The organism is Pseudarthrobacter sp. MEB009 (genome assembly GCF_030208875.1).
Classification (GTDB): Bacteria; Actinomycetota; Actinomycetes; order Actinomycetales; family Micrococcaceae; genus Arthrobacter.
In genome coordinates, this window is record NZ_JARVTC010000007.1 from 115,402 (window position 1) to 138,743 (window position 23,342).

Annotated in this window: 32 protein-coding genes; 22 read left to right on the plus strand and 10 right to left on the minus strand. The window is 63.4% G+C overall.

Translation table 11 applies throughout. The annotated features are described in order from the left end of the window. The first annotated feature begins 1 nt into the window (after position 1). The 14 genes from rpmC (at position 2) to map (ending at position 8,241) form a co-directional block, all read left to right on the plus strand. The gene (gene rpmC / locus QRN07_RS06405; RefSeq protein WP_050684392.1) at positions 2-331 is read left to right on the plus strand and encodes a 50S ribosomal protein L29; all 330 of its coding nucleotides are present in this window, start codon (positions 2-4) and stop codon (positions 329-331) included. After that, entirely contained in the window at positions 328-633 is a 306-nt protein-coding gene (gene rpsQ / locus QRN07_RS06410; protein ID WP_050684391.1) for a 30S ribosomal protein S17, read from the plus strand. The genes rpmC and rpsQ overlap by 4 nt, the downstream gene beginning before the upstream one ends. A 436-nt stretch (positions 634-1,069) precedes the next feature. Continuing rightward, positions 1,070-1,438, plus strand: a complete 369-nt coding sequence (gene rplN / locus QRN07_RS06415; protein ID WP_024366126.1) for a 50S ribosomal protein L14 — start codon at positions 1,070-1,072, stop codon at positions 1,436-1,438. A gap of 3 nt (positions 1,439-1,441) precedes the next feature. Further along, on the plus strand, positions 1,442-1,804 hold the full coding sequence (gene rplX, locus QRN07_RS06420) for a 50S ribosomal protein L24 (RefSeq protein WP_050684390.1): 363 nt from the start codon (positions 1,442-1,444) through the stop codon (positions 1,802-1,804). Further along, on the plus strand, positions 1,804-2,385 hold the full coding sequence (rplE, locus tag QRN07_RS06425; protein ID WP_050684389.1) for a 50S ribosomal protein L5: 582 nt from the start codon (positions 1,804-1,806) through the stop codon (positions 2,383-2,385). Before rplX ends, rplE begins: the two co-directional genes overlap by 1 nt. A 91-nt stretch (positions 2,386-2,476) precedes the next feature. Continuing rightward, positions 2,477-2,875 (plus strand): 30S ribosomal protein S8, encoded by a 399-nt coding sequence (gene rpsH / locus QRN07_RS06430; RefSeq protein WP_050684388.1) that lies wholly within the window; start codon positions 2,477-2,479, stop codon positions 2,873-2,875. Positions 2,876-2,893: 18 nt separating this feature from the next. Then, positions 2,894-3,430 carry a 50S ribosomal protein L6 gene (gene rplF, locus QRN07_RS06435; protein WP_050684387.1) on the plus strand — a complete coding sequence of 179 codons (537 nt, stop codon included), beginning with the start codon at positions 2,894-2,896 and terminating at the stop codon, positions 3,428-3,430. Between the two features lie 2 nt (positions 3,431-3,432). Then, the gene (gene rplR / locus QRN07_RS06440; RefSeq protein WP_011692796.1) at positions 3,433-3,816 is read left to right on the plus strand and encodes a 50S ribosomal protein L18; all 384 of its coding nucleotides are present in this window, start codon (positions 3,433-3,435) and stop codon (positions 3,814-3,816) included. Next, the gene (gene rpsE / locus QRN07_RS06445; protein ID WP_285240650.1) at positions 3,813-4,541 is read left to right on the plus strand and encodes a 30S ribosomal protein S5; all 729 of its coding nucleotides are present in this window, start codon (positions 3,813-3,815) and stop codon (positions 4,539-4,541) included. The genes rplR and rpsE overlap by 4 nt, the downstream gene beginning before the upstream one ends. Before the next feature lie 3 nt (positions 4,542-4,544). Then, positions 4,545-4,751 (plus strand): 50S ribosomal protein L30, encoded by a 207-nt coding sequence (gene rpmD / locus QRN07_RS06450; protein WP_050684385.1) that lies wholly within the window; start codon positions 4,545-4,547, stop codon positions 4,749-4,751. After that, entirely contained in the window at positions 4,752-5,240 is a 489-nt protein-coding gene (gene rplO / locus QRN07_RS06455) for a 50S ribosomal protein L15 (RefSeq protein ID WP_050684384.1), read from the plus strand. A gap of 218 nt (positions 5,241-5,458) precedes the next feature. Next, entirely contained in the window at positions 5,459-6,769 is a 1,311-nt protein-coding gene (gene secY, locus QRN07_RS06460) for a preprotein translocase subunit SecY (protein WP_050684383.1), read from the plus strand. Between the two features lie 5 nt (positions 6,770-6,774). Then, positions 6,775-7,344, plus strand: a complete 570-nt coding sequence (locus QRN07_RS06465; RefSeq protein WP_197273515.1) for an adenylate kinase — start codon at positions 6,775-6,777, stop codon at positions 7,342-7,344. A 69-nt stretch (positions 7,345-7,413) separates the two neighbouring features. Beyond that, on the plus strand, positions 7,414-8,241 hold the full coding sequence (gene map, locus QRN07_RS06470) for a type I methionyl aminopeptidase (protein ID WP_285240651.1): 828 nt from the start codon (positions 7,414-7,416) through the stop codon (positions 8,239-8,241). Positions 8,242-8,296: 55 nt separating this feature from the next. Here the strand turns inward: map and QRN07_RS06475 are convergent, their stop codons facing one another. From QRN07_RS06475 to QRN07_RS06495, 5 genes are all read right to left on the minus strand, one after another. Continuing rightward, positions 8,297-8,518, minus strand: a complete 222-nt coding sequence (locus QRN07_RS06475) for a helix-turn-helix domain-containing protein (RefSeq protein WP_050684380.1) — start codon at positions 8,516-8,518, stop codon at positions 8,297-8,299. After that, positions 8,518-9,009: a DUF2975 domain-containing protein gene (locus tag QRN07_RS06480; RefSeq protein WP_050684379.1), complete on the minus strand. Its 492-nt coding sequence runs from the start codon at positions 9,007-9,009 to the stop codon at positions 8,518-8,520. The genes QRN07_RS06475 and QRN07_RS06480 overlap by 1 nt, the downstream gene beginning before the upstream one ends. Positions 9,010-9,131: 122 nt before the next feature. Further along, complete coding sequence (locus tag QRN07_RS06485) at positions 9,132-10,475, minus strand: ABC transporter substrate-binding protein (RefSeq protein ID WP_285240782.1); 1,344 nt, start codon at positions 10,473-10,475, stop codon at positions 9,132-9,134. Between the two features lie 132 nt (positions 10,476-10,607). Next, positions 10,608-11,522: a carbohydrate ABC transporter permease gene (locus QRN07_RS06490; protein WP_285240652.1), complete on the minus strand. Its 915-nt coding sequence runs from the start codon at positions 11,520-11,522 to the stop codon at positions 10,608-10,610. Continuing rightward, on the minus strand, positions 11,519-12,481 hold the full coding sequence (locus QRN07_RS06495; protein WP_050684377.1) for a carbohydrate ABC transporter permease: 963 nt from the start codon (positions 12,479-12,481) through the stop codon (positions 11,519-11,521). The genes QRN07_RS06490 and QRN07_RS06495 overlap by 4 nt, the downstream gene beginning before the upstream one ends. Before the next feature lie 299 nt (positions 12,482-12,780). On the opposite strand from QRN07_RS06495, the gene QRN07_RS06500 reads away from it, so the two are divergent. From QRN07_RS06500 to QRN07_RS06535, 8 genes are all read left to right on the plus strand, one after another. After that, on the plus strand, positions 12,781-13,710 hold the full coding sequence (locus tag QRN07_RS06500) for a P1 family peptidase (protein ID WP_285240653.1): 930 nt from the start codon (positions 12,781-12,783) through the stop codon (positions 13,708-13,710). 172 nt (positions 13,711-13,882) lie between these two features. Then, positions 13,883-14,104: a translation initiation factor IF-1 gene (infA, locus tag QRN07_RS06505; RefSeq protein WP_009358723.1), complete on the plus strand. Its 222-nt coding sequence runs from the start codon at positions 13,883-13,885 to the stop codon at positions 14,102-14,104. A gap of 69 nt (positions 14,105-14,173) precedes the next feature. Then, positions 14,174-14,287, plus strand: a complete 114-nt coding sequence (rpmJ, locus tag QRN07_RS06510) for a 50S ribosomal protein L36 (RefSeq protein WP_009358722.1) — start codon at positions 14,174-14,176, stop codon at positions 14,285-14,287. Positions 14,288-14,465: 178 nt separating this feature from the next. After that, a complete protein-coding gene (gene rpsM, locus QRN07_RS06515) occupies positions 14,466-14,840 on the plus strand; it encodes a 30S ribosomal protein S13 (protein ID WP_050684375.1) in 375 nt (124 codons plus the stop codon). A 101-nt stretch (positions 14,841-14,941) separates the two neighbouring features. Then, on the plus strand, positions 14,942-15,343 hold the full coding sequence (gene rpsK / locus QRN07_RS06520; protein WP_018769149.1) for a 30S ribosomal protein S11: 402 nt from the start codon (positions 14,942-14,944) through the stop codon (positions 15,341-15,343). 131 nt (positions 15,344-15,474) lie between these two features. Further along, on the plus strand, positions 15,475-16,485 hold the full coding sequence (locus tag QRN07_RS06525; RefSeq protein WP_050684374.1) for a DNA-directed RNA polymerase subunit alpha: 1,011 nt from the start codon (positions 15,475-15,477) through the stop codon (positions 16,483-16,485). 77 nt (positions 16,486-16,562) lie between these two features. Continuing rightward, on the plus strand, positions 16,563-17,126 hold the full coding sequence (gene rplQ, locus QRN07_RS06530) for a 50S ribosomal protein L17 (RefSeq protein WP_050684373.1): 564 nt from the start codon (positions 16,563-16,565) through the stop codon (positions 17,124-17,126). A gap of 32 nt (positions 17,127-17,158) precedes the next feature. Then, positions 17,159-18,049 carry a tRNA pseudouridine synthase A gene (locus QRN07_RS06535; RefSeq protein WP_197273514.1) on the plus strand — a complete coding sequence of 297 codons (891 nt, stop codon included), beginning with the start codon at positions 17,159-17,161 and terminating at the stop codon, positions 18,047-18,049. Between the two features lie 84 nt (positions 18,050-18,133). On the opposite strand, the gene QRN07_RS06540 is transcribed toward QRN07_RS06535, so the two are convergent. The 5 genes from QRN07_RS06540 to cpaB are packed head-to-tail and all read right to left on the minus strand — an operon-like array spanning position 18,134 to position 23,339. After that, on the minus strand, positions 18,134-19,012 hold the full coding sequence (locus tag QRN07_RS06540) for a type II secretion system F family protein (protein WP_056596997.1): 879 nt from the start codon (positions 19,010-19,012) through the stop codon (positions 18,134-18,136). A gap of 10 nt (positions 19,013-19,022) precedes the next feature. Beyond that, positions 19,023-19,970 carry a type II secretion system F family protein gene (locus tag QRN07_RS06545; RefSeq protein ID WP_231686003.1) on the minus strand — a complete coding sequence of 316 codons (948 nt, stop codon included), beginning with the start codon at positions 19,968-19,970 and terminating at the stop codon, positions 19,023-19,025. Positions 19,971-19,972: 2 nt separating this feature from the next. Then, positions 19,973-21,379 carry a TadA family conjugal transfer-associated ATPase gene (locus tag QRN07_RS06550; RefSeq protein WP_050684370.1) on the minus strand — a complete coding sequence of 469 codons (1,407 nt, stop codon included), beginning with the start codon at positions 21,377-21,379 and terminating at the stop codon, positions 19,973-19,975. Beyond that, positions 21,376-22,575 carry a CpaE/TadZ family protein gene (locus tag QRN07_RS06555; RefSeq protein WP_050684369.1) on the minus strand — a complete coding sequence of 400 codons (1,200 nt, stop codon included), beginning with the start codon at positions 22,573-22,575 and terminating at the stop codon, positions 21,376-21,378. The genes QRN07_RS06550 and QRN07_RS06555 overlap by 4 nt, the downstream gene beginning before the upstream one ends. Beyond that, positions 22,572-23,339, minus strand: coding sequence for a Flp pilus assembly protein CpaB (gene cpaB / locus QRN07_RS06560; protein ID WP_050684368.1), 768 nt, complete (start codon positions 23,337-23,339; stop codon positions 22,572-22,574). Before cpaB ends, QRN07_RS06555 begins: the two co-directional genes overlap by 4 nt. Positions 23,340-23,342: the final 3 nt, after the last annotated feature.

The following is a 23,342-nucleotide window of genomic DNA, read 5'->3' on the forward strand; positions in this document are numbered from 1 at the left end:
AATGTCAGTAGGATCCAAGGAACTGGCTCCCGCACAGCTGGACGGTTTCGACAACGAGCGTCTCGTCGAGGAACTCCGTAAGGCCAAGGAAGAGCTGTTCAACCTGCGTTTCCAGTCCGCCACCGGACAGCTGGAGAGCCACGGCCGGCTGCGCGCGGTAAAGAAGGACATCGCCCGCATCTACACCGTTCTCCGTGAGCGCGAGCTGGGCATCCGTGCCGAGGTTGCCGCACCGGTTGTGGAAGCCAAGGAAGAGAAGAAGTCCAAGAAGGCTGCAACCAAGAAGGCCGAGCCGGCTGAAACGGTTGAGACCGAGGAGGATGCCAAGTGAGTGAAAAGGACGAGAACGTGACCGAAACTGCTACTGCAGCCACGGCTGAGCAGCGCGGTCAGCGCAAGACGCGTCGCGGCTACGTGGTCTCTGACAAGATGGAAAAGACCATCGTTGTTCAGGTTGAAGACCGCGTGAAGCACGCTCTGTACGGCAAGGTCATCCGCCGTACCTCGAAGGTCAAGGCCCACGACGAAGAGAACACCGCCGGCATCGGCGACCTCGTAGTCATCGCCGAGACCCGCCCGCTGTCCGCCACGAAGAACTGGCGGCTCGTGGAGATCCTCGAGAAGGCCAAGTAGCTTCTGCTGCTTCGCTGGAAGCCCCCGCACCCTCCTGGGTGCGGGGGCTTTCCCGTTAACCCGCCGTACGCCCTGGCGGCCACGCACCCGGCCGCACGGGGCGGCCTGGCCGGCTGCCGCCGTCGTCCATCCGTGTTGCCGGGGCAGCGCGGCAGGTGATATGGGGATCTGAACGAAACGTGCTAAGATTTTGAGTTTGTATGGCGCTTTCTCGCGCCTTCATCAAACCTCGTAAACAAGCGTGCCACGGCATAGTGCCCCCTGACGCCCGGATCCGGTCCGGAACGGATGGGAGCAACTGCTTCAGGCACGGGCGTTTAGGCCTGGTCTGGCAAAATCCAGGCAGGTCAAGAGACACCCCGATCAACCGTTCCGCAAGGCTCATTCCGTAGGAAGATTTTCGGTCTGAGAACCGGCGCGACGCAAGGAGTAAATAGTGATTCAGCAGGAGTCGCGACTCAAGGTCGCCGACAACACGGGTGCTAAGGAAATCCTTACCATTCGCGTTCTCGGTGGATCTGGCCGTCGCTACGCAGGCATTGGCGACGTCATCGTCGCTACCGTCAAGGACGCAATTCCGGGCGGCAACGTAAAGAAGGGCGATGTTGTCAAGGCAGTCATCGTCCGTACCAAGAAGGAACGCCGCCGTGCGGATGGTTCCTACATCAAGTTTGACGAGAACGCAGCTGTGATCCTGAAGGCTGACGGTGACCCCCGCGGTACCCGTATCTTCGGACCGGTTGGTCGTGAACTTCGCGACAAGAAGTTCATGAAGATCGTTTCTCTGGCTCCGGAGGTGCTCTAGTCCATGGCTGCAAAGATCAAGAAGGGTGACCTGGTTCAGGTCATCACTGGCGCCAAGGCAGAGCGTGGCGGCGACCGCGGCAAGCAGGGCAAAGTCCTGCGCGTGTTCACCGACACCAACCGCGTGCTGGTTGAAGGCGTCAACCGCGTAACCAAGCACACCAAGGTCGGTCAGTCGCAGCGCGGCACCAAGACCGGTGGCATCGAGGTTGTTGAAGCCCCGATCCACATCTCCAACGTGGCTCTGGTTGACCCGTCCACCAAGAAGCCCACCCGCGTCGGCTTCCGCATCGACACCGTTGAACGTGACGGTAAGCAGCGCGAAGTACGCATCCGCGTGGCCAAGAGCTCAGGGAAGGACATCTAATGACTGAGACTCTCGAGACTCCGGCAACGAAGATCGTTCCTCGTCTGAAGACCAAGTACGCCGATTCCATCAAGAGCACGCTCGTTGAGGAATTCAAGTACGAAAACGTCAACCAGGTTCCCCGCCTGGTGAAGGTCGTTGTGAACATGGGTGTTGGAGATGCCGCCAAGGACTCCAAGCTGATCGACGGCGCTGTCCGCGATCTGACCCTCATCACCGGCCAGAAGCCGCAGGTAACCAAGGCCCGCAAGTCGATCGCACAGTTCAAGCTGCGCGAAGGCATGCCCATCGGTGCACACGCTACCCTGCGTGGCGACCGCATGTGGGAATTCCTGGACCGCCTGGTCACCCTCGCACTGCCCCGTATCCGCGACTTCCGCGGCCTGAGCGGCAAGCAGTTCGACGGAAACGGTAACTACACCTTCGGTCTGACCGAACAGGTTATGTTCCACGAAATCGACCAGGACTCCATCGACCGCGTCCGCGGTATGGACATCACGGTTGTTACCACTGCCAAGACCGATGACGAAGGCCGCGCGCTGCTTAAGGCGCTTGGTTTCCCGTTCAAGGCCGAAGACTAATCTAACTACGTAAAAGGTCCGGCGGCACGGCCCCTGAATCCGTTCAGGGCAGCGCCGCGGAAACCGTTATGAGGAAGGGCACGAGCCCACCATGACAATGACAGATCCTGTCGCAGACATGCTCACGCGTCTGCGCAATGCAAACTCGGCATACCACGATTCCGTGACCATGCCGTACAGCAAGCTCAAGGCACGCGTTGCCGACATCCTGAAGGCAGAAGGCTTCATCGCCGGCTGGAAGGAAGAGGAAGCTGAGGTCGGCAAAAAGCTGACCATCGATCTGAAATTCGGTCCGAACCGCGAGCGTTCAATCGCTGGCGTCCGCCGTATTTCCAAGCCGGGCCTGCGTGTTTACGCAAAGTCCACCAACCTGCCGCACGTGCTGGGTGGCCTGGGTGTCGCAATCCTGTCCACCTCTTCCGGCCTCCTGACTGACAAGCAGGCCGGCAAGAAGGGCGTGGGCGGCGAAGTCCTCGCGTACGTCTGGTAACGGGAAAGGAAGAGAATAATGTCACGTATTGGACGTCTCCCCATCACCGTTCCTGCCGGCGTTGAGGTCAAGGTTGACGGCTCTGTCGTCAGCGTCAAGGGCACCAAAGGCGAGCTGAACCACACTGTGGCCAGCCCGATCGAGGTCACCCTGGATGCAGACACCCTGACCGTCGCCCGCCCGAACGACGAGCGCGCCTCCCGTTCACTCCACGGCCTCACACGCACCCTGATCTCCAACATGATCGAGGGCGTTACGAAGGGCTACGAGAAGAAGCTTGAAATCGTCGGTACCGGTTACCGCGTTCAGGCCAAGGGATCCGACCTTGAGTTCGCTCTTGGTTACAGCCACCCGGTCAGCGTTGCTGCCCCGGCCGGCATCACCTTTGCAGTAGAGACCCCGACCAAGCTCTCTGTTTCAGGTATCAACAAGCAGCAGGTCGGCGAGGTTGCTGCCAATATTCGCAAGCTGCGGAAGCCGGACCCCTATAAGGGCAAGGGCATCCGTTACGCCGGCGAAGTCATCCGCCGCAAGGTCGGAAAGGCTGGTAAGTAACCATGGCCATCGCAATTAACAAGAAGCGTACGAACAAGAGCAAGTCTGCTTCGCGCAGCCGCCGCCAGCTTCGTATCCGTAAGCGCATCTCCGGTACGGCTGTACGTCCTCGTCTGGTCGTCAACCGTTCCGCACGCCACGTATTCGTCCAGGTTGTCGATGACACCAAGGGCCTGACCGTAGCGAGCGCCTCCACTCTGGAAGCCGACCTCCGTGCATTCGACGGTGACAAGACTGCCAAGGCCAAGCGCGTTGGCGAGCTCGTTGCCGAGCGTGCGAAGGCTGCCGGTATCGAAGCTGTTGTCTTCGACCGCGGTGGTAACAAGTACCACGGCCGGATCGCCGCTGTCGCTGACGGCGCACGTGAAGGTGGGCTGTCACTGTGACGGAAGCAAACAAGGAAAAGGACACTGTGTCTGCAGATCAGAAGGCAACTGCTGCCGTAGCTGCTCCGGCCACTGACGCGACCGCTCCCGCAGCTACCGACGACCGCCGTGGTGGCGCCCGTCGCGGCGAGCGTGGCGACCGCGGCCAGGGCCGTGGCGACCGTGGTGGCCGTGGTGGCCGCGACGGCGGCCGCGAAGCTGAGAAGAGCCAGTTCGTAGAGCGCGTTGTTACCATCAACCGCGTTTCCAAGGTGGTCAAGGGTGGTCGTCGCTTCAGCTTCACCGCACTGGTCGTCGTTGGTGACGGTAACGGCATGGTCGGCGTTGGCTACGGCAAGGCTAAAGAAGTTCCTGCCGCTATCGCAAAGGGCGTCGAAGAGGCCAAGAAGTCCTTCTTCCGCGTTCCCCGCGTTGGCAACACCATCCCGCACCGCGTTCAGGGTGAAGCCGCTGCCGGCGTCGTAATGCTGCGTCCGGCTTCCGCCGGTACCGGTGTTATCGCCGGTGGTCCGGTCCGTGCAGTACTGGAGTGCGTGGGCATCCACGACATCCTCTCCAAGTCGCTCGGTTCCTCAAACGCCATCAACATCGTTCACGCGACCGTTGATGCCCTGAAGCGCCTCGAAGAGCCGGCAGCAGTGGCAGCACGCCGCGGCCTGCCGCTGGACGAGGTTGCTCCGGCTGCGCTGGTGAAGGCCCTCCTGAACTCAAAGGCTGGTGTCTAAGTTATGGCTAAGAACCTGGTCCCCTCCGACTCCAAGTTGGAGATCACTCAGATCAAGTCCGCCATTGGCGGCAAGCAGAACCAGCGCGACACCCTGCGGTCACTCGGCCTGAAGCGGATCGGACAGACTGTTGTCCGCACCGCCGATGCCGTCACCGTCGGAATGCTGAACACGGTTCCGCACCTGGTAAAGGTAGAGGAGGCGAAGTAAATGGCAGACAAGACTGCTGAAAAGGCACAGGGCACCGCTGAGAAGCAGAACGCCCTGAAGGTTCACCACCTGCGTCCCGCCCCGGGTGCCAAGACCGCCAAGACCCGTGTTGGTCGTGGTGAAGGCTCCAAGGGTAAGACCGCTGGTCGCGGTACCAAGGGTACAAAGGCCCGCTACCAGATCAAGGCTGGCTTTGCCGGCGGCCAGCTGCCGCTGCACATGCGCCTGCCGAAGCTGCGCGGTTTCAAGAACCCGTTCCGCGTTGAGTTCCAGGTTGTAAACCTGGACAAGCTCAACGAACTGTTCCCCGAAGGTGGCACTGTCACCGTGGAGAACCTGGTTGAAAAGGGCGCCGTTCGCAAGAACCAGCCCGTCAAGGTGCTGGGCACCGGCGACATCACCGTCAAGGTTGACGTCACCGTCCACGCATTCTCGGCCAGCGCTGCTGAAAAGATCGCTGCAGCAGGCGGATCCACCACCGCCCTCTAAGGCGCGGCGGGCGGAAGCCTTCTGTTGAACTCCCGGTATCCGGGGCCCCAGGCCCTGGCTACCGGGAGTTTTTCACATCCACCGGGCGATATTCCGCCACCGCCGGGCGCAGCCGGGCCCGCCCGGATTGTTCGCATCGCGCAATCAACCGTTAGACTCGGTTGTTGGGATTTATAGATCCCCATCACACCACTCTCTTTGACACCACAGGAGGACGCTTGCTTAGCGCATTTGGCCGGGCCTTTCGCACGCCTGATCTGCGACGCAAGTTGTTGTTCACGCTGGGAATCATCACCATCTTCCGCTTGGGTGCGTACATTCCCTCGCCCGGTGTGAGCTACCAGAATGTCCAGCAATGCTTGCAGAACGGTCAGACCGCAGGCGGGCTCTACCAGCTCGTCAACCTGTTCAGCGGCGGTGCGTTGCTCCAGGTGTCCATCTTCGCCCTGGGCATCATGCCGTACATCACGGCCAGCATCATCGTCCAGCTGCTCCGGGTGGTTATTCCCCGGTTCCAGCAGCTGTACGAGGAGGGCGCGTCGGGCCAGTCCAAACTGACCCAGTACACGCGCTACCTCACCATCGCCCTCGGTTTGCTGAACGCCACCACGCTGATTTCGCTCGCGCGTTCCGGCCAGCTGCTTCCCGGCTGTAACCTCCCGATCATCCCCGACGACAGCATCATCACCACGATCCTGCTGATCATCACCCTGACGGCCGGCACCGGCCTGATCATGTGGATGGGCGAGCTGGTCACCGAGAAGGGCGTGGGCAACGGCATGTCGCTGCTCATCTTCACGTCCATTGCGGCGACCTTCCCGTCCTCGCTCGGCGCCATCTGGACCTCGCAGGGCCCCGGAACGTTCTTTATCGTCCTGGCCGTGGGCCTGCTCACCGTGGCCCTGGTGGTGTTCGTTGAACAGTCCCAGCGCCGCGTCCCCGTGCAGTACGCCAAGCGGATGATCGGCCGCCGCACCGTCGGCGGCACCAGCACGTACATCCCCATCAAGGTCAACATGGCCGGAGTTATCCCGGTCATCTTTGCCTCCTCGATGCTGTACCTGCCCGGCCTGATCTCCCAGTTCAACCAGCCCAAGGCCGGCGAGCCGATCCAGCCGTGGGTTGAGTGGATCAACAACAACCTCACCCGAGGCGACCACCCGATCTACATGGTGCTGTACTTCGCCATGATTGTGTTCTTCACCTACTTCTACGTCGCGATCACCTTCAACCCTGAAGAGGTCTCGGACAACATGAAGAAGTACGGCGGCTTTATCCCCGGCATCCGTGCCGGCAAACCTACCGCTGATTACCTGCAGTACGTCCTCTCCCGGATCACGCTCCCCGGTGCCATGTACCTCGGCTTCGTTGCGCTGATCCCGTTGGTTGCCCTGGTGCTGATCAACGCCAACCAGAACTTCCCGTTCGGTGGCACCTCGATCCTGATCATGGTGGGTGTTGGCCTGGAGACCGTCAAGCAGATTGATGCGCAGCTACAACAACGTCACTACGAAGGGCTTTTGCGATGACGAGAATGCTGATTATTGGACCTCCCGGGTCCGGCAAGGGAACGCAGGCAGAGCGGATTTCGGAACGCCTCGGCGTTGTTGCAATCTCCACCGGCGACATCTTCCGTGCCAACGTCAAGGGCGAAACGCCGCTGGGCCTCGAAGCCAAGCAGTACATGGACAACGGTGACTTTGTCCCGGACAGCGTCACCAACAAGATGGTCCGCGACCGGCTCAGCGAGTCCGACGTCGTCAACGGCTTCCTCCTGGACGGCTACCCCCGCACGACGGCCCAGGTTGACTACCTCGACGAAATCCTCGCCACCGGCGACGAGAAGCTTGACGTTGTTCTCCAGCTGACTGCCGACGACGAGGAACTGGTCCACCGGCTTTTGGGCCGGGCCAAGGAAACGGGCCGGAGCGATGACAACGAAGCCGTCATCCGGCACCGCCTGGACCTCTACCACGAGCAGACCGAAGCTGTGGTGGCCAAGTATGCCGAGCGCGGCATCCTCACCCAGGTGGACGGAATCGGCGCGATCGATGAAGTCACCGATCGCGTGATGCAGGCTATCAAGGCGGCACAGGCAGCCTGATTCAGGCGAACGTTTTGCGAGGCTCCTCCCGGTCCAGGGAGGAGCCTTCGCCATTTGAAAGGACACACCATGGCCTTCGGCCAGCCCCGCATTGAATACAAAAACAACGCCCAGATGCGCACCATGCAGGAGGCCGGACTGGTCCTCAGCCGCGCGCTTGACGCCGCAGTGGCCGCCGCGGTGCCGGGAGTCACCACCAAGCACCTGGACGACGTGTTCGCGGCCGTCCTCAACGAGGCGGGCGCCAAGTCCAACTTCCTCGGCTATCACGGCTTCCCGGCCACCATCTGCACCTCCGTGAATGAGGAAGTGGTCCACGGCATTCCCGGCAGCCGCGTCCTGGCCAACGGCGACATCATCTCGATCGACGGCGGGGCAATCGTCAACGGCTGGCACTCCGACTCGGCCCGGACCGTTATTGTGGGTGACGCGGATCCCGAGGACCAGCGGCTCTCCGACGTGACCCTGGCCGCCATGTGGCGGGGGATCGCGGCCCTTGCCTCAGGCACCCACGTGGGTGATATCGGCGCGGCGATCGACGACTACGTTTCCGGTGTCAGCGGCAAGCCGCTTGGTATCCTCGAGGACTACGTGGGCCACGGCATCGGCTCCGAGATGCATATGGCCCCGGACGTGCTCAACTACCGCACCAGCCACCGCGGACCCAAGATCCGCGCGGGCCTCTGCCTGGCCATCGAGCCCATGCTGGTCCGCGGCAGCATCGACACGGCCGTGCTGGCGGACGACTGGACAGTGGTGACCACTGACGGCAAGCGCTCCTGCCAGTGGGAACACTCTGTGGCAGTTCACGAAAAAGGCATCTGGGTGCTCTCAGCGCCCGACGGCGGCGCGGAGCACCTGGTGCCCCTCGGCGTCACGCCCGTACCGATTCCGTAGCGCCCCCTCCCAACTGACTCGCACTTGTTGTCGTTTTGAGCGCTGAAAACGACAACTACTGCGAGTCAGTTGGGTCCGGCTCCCAGCGCAGGAGGTCGCCCGGCTGGCAGTCCAGCACCCCGCACAGGGCTTCTAGGGTGGTGAACCGGACAGCCTTGGCCCGGCCGTTCTTCAACACGGCCAGGTTGGCCGGGGTGATCCCGATCTTTTCGGCCAGCAGCCCCACCGGCATCTTCCGCTTGGCCAGCATTACGTCGATGTCCACGATGATGGGCATCAGATGACCTCGTCCAGTTCCGAACGCAGGGTGGTGGCTTCCGCGTCCCGGGCCACGGCCTGGGCCAGGAGCGTGCGCAGGACCAGGACAATTAATGCCACGCCGGCCACCAGCAACGCGGCGCCGCACACCAGCAGGACCACACCGGGGGCGATGTCGCCGGGTGCCAGCAGGACAGCCACGCCAAACACCAGCAGGGATGCCGCGGTCATGGCGCCGAAGATGATGTCCACGTAGCGGAAAGCCGCCAGCGAGAAGACGGTTCCGCGCCGGACCATGGTCAGCAGCCGCCAGACGCAGACCGCAGTGATTTCGACGCACAGGATTCCCAGCACCACGATAACCAGCGCCGCGACCCGGGGCCCTGCTGGTGCGCCCGCCTCTTCCAGGTCCACGGCCAGCAGCGGCACCATGCGCACCTGGACAAACAGCGAGCCTGCGAGGACCAGAGCCAGCACAATGCGGAGGGCGAAGACGGACAGTTTTCCCACGGACAGCTCCTAGTATCGAACAACAATGGCAATTTATCGTTAATCAATAGATTGAACAAGCTGTCCACAGCACAAAAGGCCAGGTGCAGCTTTGGCAGCCGCACCTGGCCTTCAGCGGAAGGTTATGCCTTCAGCTTGGGCTTCACATCGGTGTTGTACAGGCCCTCAAGGGTAGCCTTCAGCTCGGTCATGGTGGTTTTGACGTCCGCTTCCTGGGTGAGGATCTTCGCCGCCGCCTTGGCCATCTCCTGGTCCGCGCCGGGCAGGAACGCCCGGGCGTTGTCCTGGACGCGGGTCACGGCCAGCTGGTCCATTGCGGTCTTGATCTGCGGGGTCTTGGCCAGCACGGCGGTCATGTCGGCCGACTTCCTGGTGGGCATGTAGCCCGTGGCGGCCGAGAACGCCGCGGTGTTTTCCGGCTCGGTGACGAACTGCAGGAACATGGCTGCGGCCAGCTGCTCCTCAGGGGTGACTCCGCTGGGGATGCCCAGGCCCGCGCCGCCGGTGGGGCACACCTCGGTCTTGGCCTTGGAACCGCCGGGAAGGAAACCAACGCCCACGTTGAAGGTGGCGGACTTGAGGATGCCGATCAGCGAGCCCGTGGAGGACACCGTAGCCGAGGCCAGTCCGGCAGCGAAGTCATCAGCCGATTCCTTCGAGGACACCCCGGCCCAGGCGTCCTTGTACACAGAGTCCTGGGCTGCTTGGAGTGCCGCCACCGACTCGGCCGAGTCGCAGGTGACCTCCCAGTCCCTGGACCATGAGCCACCTTCGCCCCAGAGGTTGTTCTGCAGGGTCCAGCCCGCGTAGCCGGCCAGGGCCGGGTGCATAAACGCGTACTGGGCCCTGGTGGTTGCCTTCAGCTTCGGTGCCCATTCGGCGAATTCCTGCCAGGTGGCGGGCGCCCGGTCCGGCAGCCCGGCAGCAGCGAAGTGGTCCTTGTTGTAGTAGAACAGCGGAGTGGAACGGCCGTAGGGCAAGGCCCACTGCTGGCCGTCGTACTTGTAGTCGTCCACCAGGGAGGTGCGGAAGTCGTCCAGCTTGACGTCCAGCTGGCTGATGAGGGAGTCCAACGGGATGATGTTCCCGTTGAGGTAGTAGCGGAACCACCAGACGTCAGACAACACCACCAGCGCGGGCAAACCGGACTTCGCGGCCTGCGCCGTCTGGAACTTCTGGGCGATTTCCTCATAGTTGGCGCCGGCTGTGACCAGGTTGACCTTGATCCCTGGATTTTTGGCCTCGAAGCGCGCGATCATGTCCTTTTCCACGTCCTGGGACTTGCCCGGGTGGTTGGACCAGAAATCGATGGACGCGGCGGGGGTGACGCCGTCAAAATTCAAGGCCGTCTCGCTGGGACCCGTGCCGACAGCGGTGGAGGGGCCACCGCAGGCGCTGAGCGCGGCGGCGCCGGCCCCCATTCCGGCCAGGGAAAGGAAGAGCCTGCGGTCCAGTGCCAGCTTCAGTGGTTTCGGTGCCATGGGTGGTGCCTTTCGTTTGTGCCGGGGCAGGCTGCGGCGCAGCCCGGAGGTCCGGCTGGATGCGGTGGGAGGAGAGCTTTTGGTTGAAGGAACGGCCGACGGCGGGTGGCCGGGGGATCAGCCCGTGACGCTGCCCTGGGTCAGGCCGGCCACGATGTAGCGCTGCAGCATGGCGAAAACCACCAGGATGGGCAGGATCACCAGGACGGCACCGGCCATCATGATGCCCCAGCCGGCGCCGTTGCCTTCGGAGTTCTGGAGCAGGGTCAGGCCTACGGGCAGCGTCATGCTTTCGGGCTTGTCGGTGATGATCAGCGGCCAGATGTATTCGTTCCACTCGCTGACCACGGTCACCAGGGCCACGGTGGCGATGGAGGGCAGGGATACCGGGGCCGCCACCTGCCAGAGCCGGCGCCAGTGCCCGGCGCCGTCAATCTCCGCGGCCTCCATGATGGAAGCCGGCAGGGTGAGGAAGTGCTGGCGCAGCAGGAACGTGCCGAACGCTGTTCCCAGGCCGGGGAGGATGATGCCCCACAGGGTGTTTTTGCCGCCCATCCCGGCGATCAGGATGTAGTTGGGCAGGATGGACACCTGTGCCGGGACCATCAGCGCCACCAGGATGAGCACAAAGATCAGCTTCTTGCCCGGGAAGCGGACAAAGACCAACGCGTAGGCGGTGAGGATGGCCAGCAGCACCTTGATGCCGGAGCCCACCACCGTCACCACGGTGCTGTTGAGGAAAAACTGGCCGAACGGCACGGTGGTGGTGGCGATCCGGTAGTTTTCCGGGTCCAGGCTTTTCGGCAGCACCTGGAGGTCAAGGGTGACGATCTCGCCCGGCTGCTTGAACGAGCTCAACACCATCCAGAGCAGCGGCAGGAACACCACCAGTACGGCCACCACCAGCGGAACGTAGCCGGCCAGGAGGGTCTGGACCAGATTGGTCCGGCTGAAGGGGCGCACCCGCGGTGCGGGGCCGTCGTCGTCCACGCTGTCGGCGCGGGGGACTGCGGGGGCGGTGGGCGCGCTCATGAGTAGTGGACTTTCCGCTCGACGAACCGCAGCTGCAGCACCGTGATGACCAAAAGGATGGCAAAGAGCACCACGGAGATGGCGGCGGAGTAGCCCGCGCGGTTGTAGGCGCCGAAGGCCTGCAGGTAGGCCTCGTAGATCAGGGTGCTGGTGCCGGAACCCAGCGGGGTCATGATCCGGATCAGGTCAAAGGCCTGCAGCGAGCTGAGCATGGTGGTGATCAGCAGGAAGAACGTAGTGGGGGAGAGCAGCGGCACGGAGATGCTGAGGAAACGGCGGAAGCTTCCCGCCCCGTCCAGGGCAGCGGCCTCCATTACATCTTTAGGCAGCGACTGCAGTCCGGCCAGGAACACCACGGCGCAGTAGCCCAGGTTCTTCCAGACGTACACGATGATCACCATGACCAGCGACAGTTCCGGATTGTTGATCCACTGCGGGCTCTGCTGGCCCAGTCCGCGGAGGAGCCAGGACAGTACGCCGTACCCGGGGTCGAAGATGAACAGCCACACGAGTCCTACGCCAACGCCGGAAAGTACGTAGGGGGCGAACACGGCGGCGCGGGCGAACGTGGTGCCGCGGACCCTGCTGTTCAGGGCCACGGCCACCAGCAGCCCAAGGACCATGGAGCCGCCCACGGTGGTCACGGTGAAGATGGCGGTGGTGCCCAGGACCTTGGGGGCGTCCGCGCTGGTGAAGAACCTGACGTAGTTTTCGAGTCCGACGACGGTGGCCGAGGCGGAGCCCAGCGTCCAGTTCAGCGTGGAGTAGTAGATGTTGTTCAGCAGCGGGAGGTAGGTGAACGTCCCGATCAGCACCAGGTTGGGCAGGGCGAGCGCCAGGAAGACAATGAAGTCCCGGCGGGACCTGGCGGACCAGCGCGGCCGGGCTGCAGGTGGGGTCGGGGCGGGCGGCGGTGCCGGTTGCATGGCAGGCCTGGCCCCGGAAAGGGAAGTGGTCATGGGTCTCTTACGAAGAAGGCCCTGGTCAGGGCGCTGCGGAGGGGGAGCTGACTCTCACTCCACCACACCGGTCAGTGGCCAAAGCGACGGTTTCCGGCTTCCCGGGAATTGTTGGCCAACCCTTTCCTGGCTGTTTACGGACCGTTGAAGTCCGGGTGGCGCAAAGTTCGTTTCCGCCGCCGGGGGTGGTCACCTTTCCCCGCCTTCGGGACCCAACTGACTCGCAGTTGTTGTCGTTTTGGGGCCCCAAAACGACAACAACTGCGACCTAGTTGGGGGAGGGGGAGGAGAATGGTGGGATGGGAGCGATCACTGATGTGCCCGGTATCCGGGTGGGGCAGGTCCAGCAAGTCGGCGGCGGCTGGCTGTCCGGGGTGACAGTGGTCCTGCCCCCGCCGGGCACTGTGGGCTCCGTGGACGTCCAGGGCGGCGGCCCGGCCACCCATGAAACGGATGCCCTGGATCCCACCACCCTCGTTTCCACCGTGGACGCCGTGGTCCTGACCGGCGGCAGCGCGTACGGACTTGCCTCGGCGGCAGGGGCGCAGCGCTGGTGTGAGGAGAACGGCCGCGGGTTCGCCGTTCCGGGCGGCGTGGTCCCCATCGTGCCGGCCGCGGCCATCTTCGACCTGGGCCGGGGCGGCGACTTTTCCGCCCGGCCCACCCCGGACATGGGATACGCTGCAGCTGCCGCAGCCGGGCGCCAGGTTGAAGGGCACGACGTCGGCCGCGGGAACGTGGGGGCAGGTACCGGGGCCGTGATTGGCAGGACCTACAAGGGCGGTGTCGGCACCGCCTCTGCCACCCTTCCCGGCGGTGTGGTGGTGGGCGCGCTCGCTGTGGTCAATGCCCTGGGCCTGCCGTTTGAACCTGCCCGGCAAGCGGCGGCGCCGGCAGACGGCCCACCGCTTAACACCACGCTGGTGATAGTAGCCACCAACGCTGTCCTTGACCCTGCGGAGTGCAAACGGACGGCAGCGGCCGCCCATGCCGGGCTGGCGCGGGCCTTGAACCCGTCCCACACGCTGGCGGACGGGGACGCGGTCTTCTGCCTGGCCACCGGCGCCGTGGCCCTGGACCGGAGCACCGGAACGGCCCGGCAGATCAGCCTGGTGACGCTGCAAAGCGCGGCAGCCGACGTCGTGCGTGCCGCCATCCTGGACGGCATCGCCTGCGCCGAACCGGTGCGCACGCCCGCCGGGGATTATGGTGCATTCGGCACCACGTAGGTTAGTATGGCCGATTTAACTTTTACCGGCGAACAGGGTAGTGTTGCTTGTTGGTTGTCTGGACTGCCGCGCCCTTTTGGGCTCAGGAGAAGATGATCGATCCAACAAAAACGTTCGTGGTCTTTCCCGGTGCAATCCGGCAGGGCTGCGGCAACAACAGTTAGCGGAGGGTATGGCCAAGAAGGACGGGGTCATTGAGATCGAAGGCGTTGTGACCGAGGCGCTGCCTAACGCGATGTTTCGCGTTGAGCTCACCAACAAGCACATCGTTCTGGCACACATCTCTGGAAAGATGCGCCAGCACTACATCCGGATCCTCCCCGAGGACCGCGTAGTGGTGGAGCTGAGCCCGTACGACCTCACCCGTGGTCGTATCGTCTACCGCTACAAGTAAATTGCTGGGCAGTTGCGGCATCCGCTGCCGCTGCTCCAGTTGACCAACTGTTACACGCAAAGGAACGCCATGAAGGTCAAGCCGAGCGTCAAGCAGATCTGCGAAAAGTGCAAAGTGATCCGCCGTAATGGCCGGGTCATGGTGATCTGCGAGAACCCGCGCCACAAGCAGCGCCAGGGCTAATTTCCTTCCCTGAAGGAAAACCCTGGGTTGCTAACCCACGCAAGTAAATAAAAGGCAGCACAAGCTGAACTGGGACGTATTGAGCCCGGACAGCTAACCCCCGGTCGGAGGCTGGGGCCGCACGGAACGTGCGGGTGTACTGCCTAGGACCTCCGGTTTATCAAGGAGTACTGCCACTATGGCTCGTCTCGCTGGCGTAGACATTCCCCGCGAAAAGCGGCTGGAAATTGCGCTTACTTACATCTACGGCGTGGGCAAGACCCGTGCACACGAAACCCTGGCTGCCACTGGCATCAGCTCTGACGTCCGCGTTAAGGACCTCACGGATGCCCAGCTGGTTGAGCTGCGTGACTACATTGAAGGCAACTACAAGGTTGAGGGTGACCTTCGCCGCGAAGTAGCAGCAGATATCCGCCGCAAGGTTGAAATCGGCAGCTACGAAGGCCTGCGCCACCGCAAGGGCCTGCCCGTACGCGGACAGCGTACGAAGACCAACGCACGTACCCGCAAGGGCCCGAAGCGTACCGTCGCCGGCAAGAAGAAGGCTCGCTAAACCGCACCTGCCTCCTGAGGCCACTTCGGTGAGCCCGGGAACCCGGCAAGTGTGGGTCCAAGCGCCAGCTTTCCCCCAATAAACTTTCTGTAGGAGAAAAAATGCCCCCGAAGACTCGTGGCGCGGTTCGCAAGCCGCGTAAGAAGGACAAGAAGAATATCGCGCTTGGCCAGGCGCACATCAAGAGCACGTTCAACAACACCATCGTTTCCATCACGGATCCGAACGGTGCTGTCATCTCCTGGGCTTCCTCAGGTGAGGTTGGCTTCAAGGGTTCGCGTAAGTCCACCCCGTTCGCTGCCCAGATGGCTGCCGAAGCCGCTGCAAAGCGTGCGCAGGAGCACGGCATGCGCAAGGTCGACGTTTTCGTCAAGGGCCCGGGCTCCGGCCGCGAAACCGCAATCCGCTCGCTGCAGGCCGCTGGCCTGGAGGTTGGCTCCATCCAGGACGTCACCCCCGCAGCGCACAACGGTTGCCGCCCGCCGAAGCGCCGCCGCGTCTAAGCCTTTCGACGTTGCATAAGCTTGCCCGGACCACTGATGGTCCGGGCAGGCCCAGCGCGTTAAGTCTTCAGACCGCATTTCCACCACCTGTGTTGCGTCATATAGCGGATGCTCGCCGAAAGGAAACCTAAGTGCTCATTGCACAGCGCCCCACCCTCTCCGAAGAGGTAGTCTCCGAAAACCGTTCGCGTTTCATCATTGAACCGCTGGAACCGGGCTTCGGCTACACCCTCGGAAACTCCCTCCGCCGTACCCTGCTTTCCTCCATCCCCGGCGCTGCTGTCACCAGCATCCGGATCGATGGCGTGCTGCACGAGTTCACCACGGTTCCGGGTGTCAAGGAAGATGTCACCGAGATCATCCTGAACATCAAGAGCCTCTCGGTTTCCTCCGAGCACGATGAGCCGGTTGTTGCCTACCTGCGCAAGCAGGGCCCCGGAGTCGTCACCGCCGCGGACATTGCTCCGCCGGCCGGCGTCGAATTCCACAACCCGGATCTGCACATTGCCACGCTGAACTCGAAGGGCAAGTTCGAACTCGAACTGACCATCGAGCGCGGCCGCGGCTACGTTTCGGCAGCTCAGAACAAGTCCGGCGATGCAGAGATCGGCCGTATCCCGGTCGACTCCATCTACTCGCCGGTCCTGAAGGTCACCTTCCGCGTGGAAGCAACCCGTGTTGAGCAGCGCACCGACTTCGACAAGCTCATTGTCGACGTCGAGACCAAGCAGGCCATCGCCCCGCGCGATGCGGTTGCTTCCGCAGGCACCACCCTGGTGGAACTGTTCGGTCTGGCCCGCGAGCTGAACACCGCAGCTGAAGGTATCGAGATTGGCCCGTCGCCCACCGACGCTGCACTTGCAGCTGACATGGCACTGCCGATCGAGGATCTGGACCTCACCGTCCGTTCCTACAACTGCCTCAAGCGTGAGGGCATCCACAGCGTGGGTGAACTCGTTGCACGCTCCGAGGCCGACCTGATGGACATCCGCAACTTTGGTGCGAAGTCCATTGACGAGGTCAAGGCAAAGCTGGTTGAACTGGGCCTGTCCCTCAAGGACTCGCCTCCCGGTTTTGACCTCGCAGCACGCGCCGCAGCAATTGAAGAGGACGACGCCGCTTTCGGCGACGACGAACTCTAACAAACAGATCTTGGCCGGCTGGCTGGATGCACCACGGTGTGCGCAGCCCACTGGCTTCCATATGAGGAGAAACTATTATGCCTACCCCCGCTAAGGGTCCGCGCCTCGGAGGCGGAGCGGCTCACGAGCGTCTTATGCTCGCGAACCTGTCCGCCGCACTGTTCGAGCACAAGCGGATCACCACCACGGTGACCAAGGCCAAGCGCCTGAAGCCCTACGCAGAGCGTCTGGTGACCTTCGCCAAGCGTGGCGACCTGGCTTCACGCCGCCGCGTACTCGGCCTGATCAGCAACAAGGGCATTGTCCACGAGCTGTTCACCGACATCGCCCAGGCAGTGGAGAACCGCGACGGCGGCTACACCCGCATCACCAAGATCGGCAACCGCAAGGGCGACAACGCTCCCATGGCTGTCATCGAACTGGTTCTCGAGCCGGTTTCCGCCAAGCAGGCTGTTGTCGCCGAAGCCACCCAGGCTGCCGCCAAGGCCGCCCCGGTTGCTGAGGAAGCACCCGCCGAAGAGGCTCCCGTTGCAGAAGAGGCTTCGGCCACCGAAGCTCCCGCCGCTGACGAAGCTGCTGCTGACGAGGCTCCGGCCGCCGACGCCGAGGCTCCGGCCGCCGAGGAGAAGGACGCGAAGTAATTCGCTGACTTCCTTCGCATAGACTTGAGTCTATGAACGACCAAAAACCCGCGGCCCCCGTTTTGGGGGGCGGCGGGTTTTTGCGTATCCGGCTTGATCTTTCGTACGACGGCGGCCCCTTCAGCGGGTGGGCCCTCCAGCCGGGACGGCGGACCGTCCAGGGGGTCCTGGAAGAGTCGCTCGCGCTGTTGCTCCGGCGCCCGGTCCGGGTCACGGTGGCGGGCCGCACGGATGCCGGCGTGCACGCCCGCGGGCAGGTGGTCCACCTCGACCTTCGCGAAGAGGAGTGGCGCGGACTGCCGCGCGGGCACGAACTTGATCCCGCCGTCGCGCTCCTTCGCAGGATCCGCGGTGCGCTGAGCCGGATCCTGGGTGACTTGTCCGGCGCCGTCGAAGTGCATTCGGTGGATCTGGCGCTGCCCGGGTTCGACGCCCGGTTCTCGGCGCTCTGGCGCCGCTACACCTACCGGATCGCGGACGGGCAGGCACTCTGGGATCCGCTGGGCCGGTCCTACACTCTCTGGCACCGGAACCCGCTGGATGTTTCGGCGCTGAACCAGGGAGCATCCCGGCTCCTGGGGCTGCAGGATTTCCGGTCCTACTGCAAGCCGCGGGAAGGCGCCACGACCATCCGCGAGCTGCAACGGTTTGAATTTTCCCGGGGCGGGGACGGGGTCCTGGTGGCAACAGTCCAGGCGGACGCGTTTTGCCACAACATGGTGCGGGCCCTGATTGGCTCAGCACTCTATGTGGGGGAGGGCCAACACCAGCCGGGATGGCTTTACGAGCGGCTGATGGAGCGGAAGCGGGACGCCAAGTCGGTGCTGGCCGCACCACACCCCCTGGTCCTCGCCGAAGTCGCCTATCCGTCAGGCCCTGAGCTGCTGGCGCGGGCGGAACTGACGCGGGCCCGGCGGGAGTAGTTCTTCACCACCGGCAGGCAAACTCCATAAAGGACCCCCTCGGTTCTGGGTTCCGAGGGGGTCCGGTCTATGGATGGTGAAGGCTCAGCTGAACGCTTCGATGATGTTGATGACCGCAGGACCCAGGATGACGATGAAGATCACCGGGAAGATGAACAGCAGCAGCGGAAAAAGCACCAGGACCGGAAGCTTCATGGCTTTGTACTCAGCGCGCTGCCGGCGTTTGACGCGCATTTCATGCGCCTGGGACTTCAGGACCTTGGCGATGGCGATGCCGTAAGTGTCGGCCTGCACGATGGCCCGGACAAAAGACCGAAGGTCCTGCACGCTGCTGCGGTCGGCCATTGCCAGATACGATTCGCGCCGGCTGCGGCCCACCTGCATGTCCTGCAGGGTCCGGATGAGTTCCACTGCAAGGGGCCCTTTGCCATTCTGGCCTGCCTTGGCCATGGCCGACTCGAAACCGAGCCCGGCCTCAACTGAAATGAGCATCTGGTCCAGGGTGTTGGGCAGCTCGAGTTGGATCTTCTTCTGCCGCTCCGCACCCCGGCTGTGGACCAGCAGATCCGGGACGAAGTAGGCAAGGGCGGTCACGAAAACAGCAAGCAGGAGCAGCTGCGGCGTGGCGCCACGGCTGAGCAGCAGCATCATCAGGACGGCCGCGATGAGCGCCAGTGCCGGTTTTGCGACGAGGAGCCGGGACAACGGCATGGACGCCGGCCTGCCGGCCAGGGCCAGGAGCCTGTCCAGCTTTCCGATGTAGCCCTTGGGCGTAAGCCGTTGCGCCATCCGCTCCAGGTTCATGTTCTGGGCTTTCGGCCCGGAGGCGCCGGCACTGAGACCGCGGGCAAGGTTGCCCTGGATCACTGTGTGGGACTTCCTGTCGACAGCGACGACCGACCACAGCAGGATGGATGCGGGCACCATGGTTACGGCGATGATGCCCCAGACAATTGGCTGCATAACAAATCCCCTAGAATTTCAGATCGCTGATTTTATGGACCCAGAAACCGCCGATTGCCATCATGACGGTGGCAATTCCCAGCAGCATCCAGCCGACCGGGTGGCCGAAGAGGTTGCCCATATATTTGGGGTTGACCAGGCTGAGGAAGACCAGCAGGAGAATCGGCAGGGCCATCAGGATGATGGCCGACAGTTTGCCTTCAGCGCTCAGCGCCTTGACGGTGCCTTTGATTTGGGCCCGCTCGCTGATGGTTTCGCCCACCTGGTCAAAGACCTCGGCGAGGTCGCCACCCACCTCGCGGTTGATCTCGATGGCCTCGGCCATCCACCGGAAGTCATCGCTTTTCATCCGGACCGCCACATCACCCAGGGATTCCTGCAGGTCCCGGCCTAGCCGGGTCTCGTTCACTACGCGGGAGAACTCCGTAGCAGTGGGTTCGTTGGCTTCCTGGGCCACCGCATCGATGGCCCGGAGCACGCTGTGGCCAGCCCGCAGCCCACCGGAGATCATGGTCAGGGTGTCCGTGAGCTGTTCGCCGAACCGGCTCCTGCGACGCGAGACCAGCACCGACAGGTAGACCCTTGCCAGGACGGGAACCAGGATGGCGAACAGGAGGGCCATGCCGGCCCCCTGCAGGATGAACCCCACCACGGCACTGACCAGGGTTCCCGCCGCTGCAAGCACCAGGAAGTCGGCCCGTGGCAGGGTCAATCCTGCCTGGACCAGCAACGAGGTGGACTGCGATGTTGCGGGCGTCCGCCGGGAAAGGCTCTGTTCCACGAACTTCACCGTGGCTTCGGTGATCCGGGTTAGCAGGCCCTGGTCCGGGTTGCCGAACGGACGTCGCCGCTCCATCGGTACGGAGCCGCCCGCCGGTTTGAAAACGACCACCATTGCGATGAGCACCGCAGCGGTAATGGCAACTATTCCGAAGACGAATACCAGTTGGCCGGGCACGGTCATCGCCTCCCCATCTGCATGGGCCGGGGTGCGAAGATCTCGGGGTTGATATTAATCCCCAGCTCCGCGAAATGATCGGCAAACCGGGGCCGGATACCGGTGGAGACGGGCTGGCCGAGGAACCTGCCGAGGCTGTCCACGCCAGCGGAGTAGTCGAAGACAAAGGCGTCCTGCAGTGTGACCACTTCCCCTTCCATGCCCTGGACTTCGGTGATGTGCGTGACCCGGCGGGTGCCGTCCCGGAGCCTCGAAAGGTGGACGATGAGGTTGACGGCGGAAGAAACCTGCTCGCGGATTGCCCGCAGGGGCAAGTCCATGCCCGCCATCAGCACCAGGGTTTCCAAGCGGGCAACAGCGTCCCTGGGGGAGTTGGCGTGAACGGTGGAGATGGAGCCGTCGTGGCCGGTGTTCATCGCCTGGAGCATGTCCAGGGACTCGCCGCCGCGTACCTCACCCACCACGATCCGGTCCGGCCGCATGCGGAGGGAGTTCCTGACCAGCTCGCGGATGGTCACGGCGCCCTTCCCCTCAATATTGGCCGGCCGGCTCTCCAGCCGGACAACGTGGCTCTGCTGGAGTTGCAGCTCCACGGCGTCCTCGATGGTGACGATGCGTTCCTCCGGGGGAATGAAGGAGGAGAGCACGTTCAGCAGGGTGGTTTTCCCTGTACCCGTACCGCCGGAGACGATGATGTTCAGTTTCGCCCGGACGCAGGCATCCAACAGTTCAGCCATCTGGGGGGTGAGGGTGCCGAAACTGATCAGGTCCGGCACGGTCAGGGGCACCTTGCTGAACTTCCTGATGGTCAGCGACGAGCCGTTGACCGCCAGGGGCGGGATGATGGCGTTGACGCGGGAACCATCTTCGAGCCGGGCGTCAACCAGCGGGGAAGATTCGTCGATCCTCCGCCCTACTTTGGCCACGATTCGTTCGATCACTTTGCGAAGGTGCTCTTCGCTGCTGAACCGGCCATCCGTTTGAAGCAGTTTGCCGTTCCGTTCCACATAGATCTGGTCCGGCCGGTTGACCATGATCTCCGTGATGGAGGGATCGTCCAGGTACCTTTGCAGCGGACCGTACCCCAGCACATCATCACCCACGTCGCGGATCAGCCGTCGACGCTCCTCCGGCGTCAGGGGAACCTGCTCTTCATCGATGACGGTGCTGAGCTCGTCGCGGGCGATCTGCCGCAGATCCTCGTCGCTCAGGGTGGTGTCCGTGAGCCTCGCCCCCAGCCGCTCAAAGAGGGCCTTCCCGGCGCGTTGCTTGATGGCCGCCAAAGCGTCCACCGGCGCGGATCCGGTGTCCGGGCTGTCCACAAAAGGAACAACATGTTCACCTGCTCCGCTGGGAGTGGGCATGGCCGGGCCGCCGCGTGCTGCCTGCAACCGTTCTGCGAGACTCATGAGATCACCATCCGTCGATGTACTTTCTTCTGTGGTGCAGCTGAATGCTTGGGGTCGAACCGTTCCACAAGCTTGGCAAGGGCTTTTGCAGCTCCGTCGCGGGAATTCTCCTGCAGGATGGGGATGCCCTTGTTTGTTGTGAAGGGGACCGCCCTGGACCGCGGAATGACGGTGTCCACGGGGACGCCGATGGTGGCTTCCACGTCCTGGACCGTCAGCCCGCTGCGCCGGTCCGCGAAGTTGAGCACAACATGCCGGCCCTGGGGCAGGAGCTGCAGCTCGCGGAGGATGGAGAAGCTTGTGTGCAGGCCGCGGATGCTGGGAACATCCATGCCGCAGACCCATACCGCATCCGTTGCCTGTTCCAGTGCCGCCAGGACGTGTTCCCCCAGGCCGGGGGTGGTGTCCACAACGACATACTGGAATTCGGCAGCCATCTGGCTCAACAAGTGGCTGACAGCCTGGCCGCTGATGTGGTCGGCTTCGCTGGGGGTGTTCGGTGCGCAGAGGGCATAGATGCCGCTGGGGTGCACGGTGAGGAAAGCCTTCAGGACCATCGAGTCCTGGTAGGCAGCCGCGCCTACTGCCTCCCGCAGGGTGTGCTCGGGTTCCAGCAGCAGGCCGCTGGCCACGTCGCCAAACTGCACGTCGAGATCAACGATCACCACACCCATGGGTGCGATCCTGCCGAGGCCGATGGCCAGGTTGGTTGCGACGGTGGTTTTGCCTACGCCCCCTTTGGGCGACATAACGGTGATGACGCGTCCGGGCTCCCGCTCCGGTCCGGCCGCGGAAACCAAACCCCGCCGGCGGCCGGCCGACGCCAGGCACGCCCGCTCCAGGAGGATCCTCAGCTGGTCCACATCGGCGCTGGGGCTGATGATGTCCCGGATACCGGCCCGCATGGCCAGGATGACCTGGTCAGGGGCGGTGTCTTCAACCAGGACCAGGCTGACTTCCGGGAACTGGAGGTCGAAGACGGTGGCGAGCTTGAGGGAGTCGCTCTCCGGCAGGCCCGGTCCCAACACCAGGACTTCCGGTGGTTCGCCGGTGAGGCGGTCAAAGAGTTCCTGGGGTCCACCCAGGATTACCGAGGGTGGGAGCACCTGGACTGAACCGTGCAGGGCGCCTTTGACGGCGAGTTGGACCTTGCGCTGGAAGTCCTGGGCGGCGGTGACGACCACAAAGCGGCTCATCGGGATGCCTTGCCCACTGTGACCGGACCGGTTGCCGTGTCCTTCGAATCGGCCGATTCCTTGGAAAGCCAGATCTTGCCGAACTCGGCAGCGAAGACGATTTCGGCAGCATCCGCATCGTTCCGGGCCAGCGTGACGTAGACCGATCCCGAGGGCAATGCCGGCCCGTCCGTGGCGGCGTCTGAGCCGGCTTCCGCCGGCGCCTGCTGGACGCTGGTGACCAGGACCTGCTGGAATGCCAGCCGGGTGAACTCCTTGAAGCCCTTGATGTCGGCGTTGACCGGTGCATCGGCGCCGGCCGCTTCATCCAGTTTGTAGGAGACGTAGATACCCACGGTATCGCCGGCCTTCAGCTGGCCGCCCATCACGCGCTGGGGTTCCAGCAGGACCGAGACTTCCTCGAGGCCCTTCGGGACAGCTACCGTCCCGGGAGCAGCGAGTGAGTTGGGGTCAACGAGCCTGGCCCCCAGCAGCTGCTCACCGGGCTGGAGATCCACGGTGGTGACCTTGTTTGCGTATTCAGAGAGATCCCGGACGGCGTCTGCGGAAACGGCAGCACCTGGCAGGGACGTGGACTTGGTGGATTTGGCCAGCTCAGCCACCGGCGTCCCGGCCGGAACGGCATTTTGCAGCACGAGTACTTGAACGGGATCCAGGCCTTGCTGTGCGCGGTTGTCGGCTGCCTGTGCGTAATTAAACATCAGTACAGATCCGACAACTGCCAACAGCAATGCTGCCAGGCCCCCCAGCAGCCTTGTTTTCACGGT